A 4,311-nucleotide genomic window follows, 5' to 3' on the forward strand; every position below is an offset into this window, starting at 1 on the left:
GTCGGCGGCCCGGGCGGCGTCGGCCGCGGCGGTGATGTCGGCGTCGGCGGGCTCCAGCGCGTCGCCGCCGGCCGCCACCCGCAGGTCGGCTCCCTCGGCGCGGAGCGCGTCGGCCAGCGTCGGGACCTCCACGCCCAGCGGCAGGTCCGGATGCCCGCGCCCGACGTGGCCGGGGAAGGTGTAGGCGCCCAGCATCGCGAACGGGTCGTCGGCCAGCGCGCCCACCAGGGCGACCCGCGCGCCGGAGGCGAGCGGGAGCACGCCGTCGTTGGCGAGCAGCACCACCGACTCCTCGGCGACGCGCCGGGCGAGCGCCCGGTGCTCCGGCGGGTCGAGGTCCGGGGCGTCGGAGCCCGCTGGGTCGAGGCCAGGCGCATCGAGGGCAAGCGCATCGGCGCCAAGGGCGTCGAGGTCGGGCGCGTCGAGGCCGGGCGCGTCGGTGTCCGGCTCCGTCCCGGCGGGGGGCGGCGGCCCGTCCAGCAGGCCGAGCTCGGCCTTGAGCGTCAGGACGCGGGCGGCGGCGCGGTCGAGCAGTTCCTCCGGGACGGCGCCGCTCCGGACCTGTTCGAGCAGCGGCGCGCCGTAGCAGCGGACGGTCGGCAGCTCCATGTCGACGCCGGCGCGCAGCGCGGCGGCGGCGGCCTCCCCCCGCGCCCCGGCCACGCGGTGGCGGGACTCCAGGAACGAGATCCCGAAGTAGTCGGCGACCACGACGCCGGTGAAGCCGAGCTCGTCGCGGAGCAGCCGCGTCAGCAGGCTTTCGTCCGCGGCGGCGGGCATGCCGTCCACGGCGGTGTAGGAGTGCATGACCGACCGGGCACCCCGCTCGCGCAGGGCCATGACGAACGGTTCGAGCATGATGTCGGCGAACTCGCGCGGCCCGATCGGCGCGGGCGCCATGTTCCGGCCGTCGCGGGACGCGGAGTACCCGGCGAAGTGCTTGAGCGTCGCGACGACGCCGGACCGTTCCAGGCCCCGCGCGTAGGCGGTGCCGAGGACGCCGACGAGGTACGGGTCCTCGCCGACGCACTCCTCCGTCCGGCCCCAGCGCGGGTCGCGGACGACGTCCAGCACCGGCGCGAGACCCTGGTGGACGCCCGCCGCCCGCATGACCGAGCCGATCGCCGCCGCCATCTCCTCGACGAGCCCGGCGTCGAACGTGGCACCCCACGCGGGCGGGCTCGGGAAGATGGTCGCGCCCCACGTCATGAAGCCGTTGAGGCACTCCTCGTGTGCGATCGCCGGGATGCCGAACCGGTTCCCGGCGGCGACGCGGCGCTGCAGCCCGCGCAGCCGGGCCACGCCCTCGGCCGCCGTGACGGGCGCCGTCCCGAACACGCGGGTGAGCTGCCCGAGGCCGTGCGCGACCACCTCGTCGAGCGACGGCGCGGTCTCCTGGAAGTCGTCCTCCATCGGGGCCACGGGCTCGCCGGGTTCGGCGGGCATCGCCCAGTATCCGGCGAGCTGCCCCGCCTTCTCCTCCGGCGTCATCCGGGCCAGCAGGTCGGCGACCCGCGCGGCGGCCGGCAGCGCGGGGTCCCGCCACGCTTCGCGGGCCGCGCGCGCGGCCGGGACGGCTTCGGTCATCGTTCCTCCGTGGGGGGCGGCGGGGCGGTGGACGCACGGACGCGCAGCTCGGTGGCCAGCTCGGCGGGGCGGTGGACGCACGGACGCGCAGCTCGGTGGCCAGCTCCACGCGCGGGGTCAGCGGCGGGCGGCCGTCCAGCAGCTGGAGCAGGGTGCGGGCGGCGACGCGGCCCATCTCCTCCAGCGGCTGCCGGACGGTGGTCAGCGGGGGCGACAGCCACTCGCAGGTCGGCAGGTCGTCGAAGCCGACGACGCTGAGGTCCTCGGGGATGCGCAGCCCGGCGAGCCGGGCCGCCTGGTAGGCGCCCATGGCCTGCTCGTCGCTGCCCGCGAAGACGGCGGTCGGCGGGTCGGGCAGCTCCAGCAACTCCTGGGTGCGGGCGAAGCCGCCGCGGTGGTGGAAGTCGCCGTACCGGACGAGGTCCTTGTCGACCTCGATCCCGGCGCGCTCCAGCGCCGTCCGGTAGCCGTCCACGCGGGCCTGCGTGCAGAGCATGTCGGCGGGCCCGCCGATCATCGCGATGCGGCGGTGGCCGAGGCCGATGAGGTGCTCGGTGGCGGCCAGGCCGCCGGCCCAGTTGGTGGCGCCGACGCTGGCGATGCCGGTGTCCGGCAGGTTCACCGGGTCGACCAGCACCAGCCCGACGCCCGCCTTCTCCAGCTGGGCGCGCTGGCGGTGCGACATCCGCGAGGTCACCAGGATCACGCCGTCGCTGTGGTGCAGCGCGGGCAGGTTCTGCCAGCTCGGCGGGCGGGCGTCGTCGTCGCGGACGAGGGACACCACGACACCGGTCCCGTGTTCGGCGCACTCGGCCTCGACGCCGCGCAGGATCTCCACCGCCCACGGGCTGTCCAGCCCGGCGAGCACCAGGTCGATCAGCCCGGACCGGCGGGTGCGCCGGGCGACGCCGCCGGGACCGGGGTAGTGGTGGGTGCGCAGCAGCGCCTCCACCCGCTCGCGGGTCGCGGCGGCCACGTCGGTGCGGCCGTTGAGGACCTTGGACACCGTGGCCGGGGAGACCCCCGCCTCGGCCGCGATGACGGCGAGCGTCGGCCGGGACGGCGGGTCCGGCCTGTCGTCGGTGGTGCTCACGGGCACGCTTCTCTCCTCCCGGGGAACGATTGCGAACAGTATCGCAATGTTTCGCTCTCTCCTAGTCCGACATGGCGCGACCATGGTGCCCTGATGGCGGCGCCGGCGCTTGAGCCGCCCCCCAGAAGTGCGCGAGAGACCCTTGACCGCAAGGGAACACGTTCTTAGAGTTCCACGGCAACGGAGCCTCGAAGTTTTTCGAAATGTTTCGAGCGGGTCGTCGTCCGCTCGGGCCGCCGCCCACCCCTCCAGGAGACCACCATGGGCATCCCCCACCTGCCGCGCCGTTCGTTCCTGACCGCAGTCTCCGCGGGGGCGGCCGCGGTCGCCGCCGCGTCGCTGCTCGCCGCCTGCGGCGACGGCGGCTCCGGGTCGGGCGGCAAGGTCACGATCGAGTGGATGGACATCGCCACCACCGAGCCGTCCAAGACGATCTACCCGAAGATCGCCAAGGCGTACGAGGCCGCGCACCCGAACGTCAGGATCAAGCTCACCAACCTGGAGAACGAGGCGTTCAAGTCGAAGATGACGGCCCTCACGGCCTCGGGGAAGGTGCCCGACATCTTCGTGACCTGGGGCGGCGGCGTCCTCAAGCAGCAGATCGACGCCGGACTCGTCAAGGACCTGACCTCGCCCGCGTCCGGCCTGCTGAACACCGTCACCCCGGTGTCGCTGAAGCCGTACCAGTTCGACGGGAAGACCTACGCCGTCCCGTACGACATGGGCATGGTCGGGTTCTGGTACAACAAGCGGCACTTCGAGAAGGCCGGCATCAAGGCGCCGCCGAAGACCTGGGCGGAGTTCCTGGACGACGTCCGCAAGCTCAAGGCCGCGGGCATCACCCCCATCGCGCTCGGCGGCAAGGACAAGTGGCCCGGCATGTACTACTGGGCCTACCTCGCGATGCGCATCGGCGGCATGTCCGCGATGGAGCAGGCCGCCAAGACCAACGACTTCACCGGCCCCGGATTCGTCGGGGCCGGGCAGCACCTCAAGGAACTCGTCGACCTGCAGCCCTTCCAGCCCGGCTTCCAGAACGCCGGGTTCGACACCCCCGGCGGCGAGGCGGCCAGCGTCGGCGCGGGCAAGGCCGCCATGGAGCTGATGGGCCAGTGGGCCCCGGCGGTGGAGAAGGACGCCTCCGGCAAGGGACTCGGCGACGACGAGGGCTGGTTCCCGTTCCCCGCCGTGGACGGCGGGCAGGGCGCCGTCACCGACGTCTTCGGCGGCGGCAACGGCCACGCCCTCGGCAAGGGCGCGCCCAAGGAGGCCGTCGACTTCCTCGCCTTCCTCATCAACAGCGAGAACGAGCACGAACTCGTCTCCTCCGGCGCGTTCATGCCGGTCGTGAAGGGCGCGGAGAGCGCGCTCACCGACCCCGGCCGCAAGCAGGTCGCCGGTGCGCTCGCCACCTCCACCGGGTTCCAGCTGTACCTCGACCAGGCGTTCCCGCCCGCCGTGGGACAGCAGGTCAACGACAGCGTCGCCGCGCTCATCGGCGGCAGGGCGACGCCCGGACAGGTCGGCGAGCAGGTGACCAAGGCGGCCAAGAGCCAATGACCGAACCGCTGACGCTCCCCGCCGCGGCCGGCGACCGGCGGCGCCCCGCCCGGACCCCGTCCGGCCGGGGC

The 4,311-nt window shown here is 74.2% G+C and carries 2 protein-coding genes and 1 pseudogene; 1 reads left to right on the plus strand and 2 read right to left on the minus strand.

Translation table 11 applies throughout. The features are described 5' to 3' along the window. Both DZF91_RS10565 and DZF91_RS10570 read right to left on the minus strand, forming a co-directional pair. The coding region (locus tag DZF91_RS10565; RefSeq protein WP_147341095.1) for a glycoside hydrolase family 3 protein at positions 1-1,587 on the minus strand (1,587 nt) is incomplete at its 3' end. An 82-nt stretch (positions 1,588-1,669) separates the two neighbouring features. Next, a pseudogene (locus DZF91_RS10570) lies at positions 1,670-2,764 on the minus strand (LacI family DNA-binding transcriptional regulator); the annotation flags it as partial. Positions 2,765-2,941: 177 nt separating this feature from the next. Here DZF91_RS10570 and DZF91_RS10575 point away from each other — a divergent pair. After that, a complete protein-coding gene (locus DZF91_RS10575) occupies positions 2,942-4,240 on the plus strand; it encodes an extracellular solute-binding protein (RefSeq protein ID WP_117357296.1) in 1,299 nt (432 codons plus the stop codon). The last annotated feature ends 71 nt before the right edge of the window (positions 4,241-4,311 follow it).

The organism is Actinomadura logoneensis (assembly GCF_003428695.1).
Lineage (GTDB): Bacteria > Actinomycetota > Actinomycetes > Streptosporangiales > Streptosporangiaceae > Spirillospora > Spirillospora logoneensis.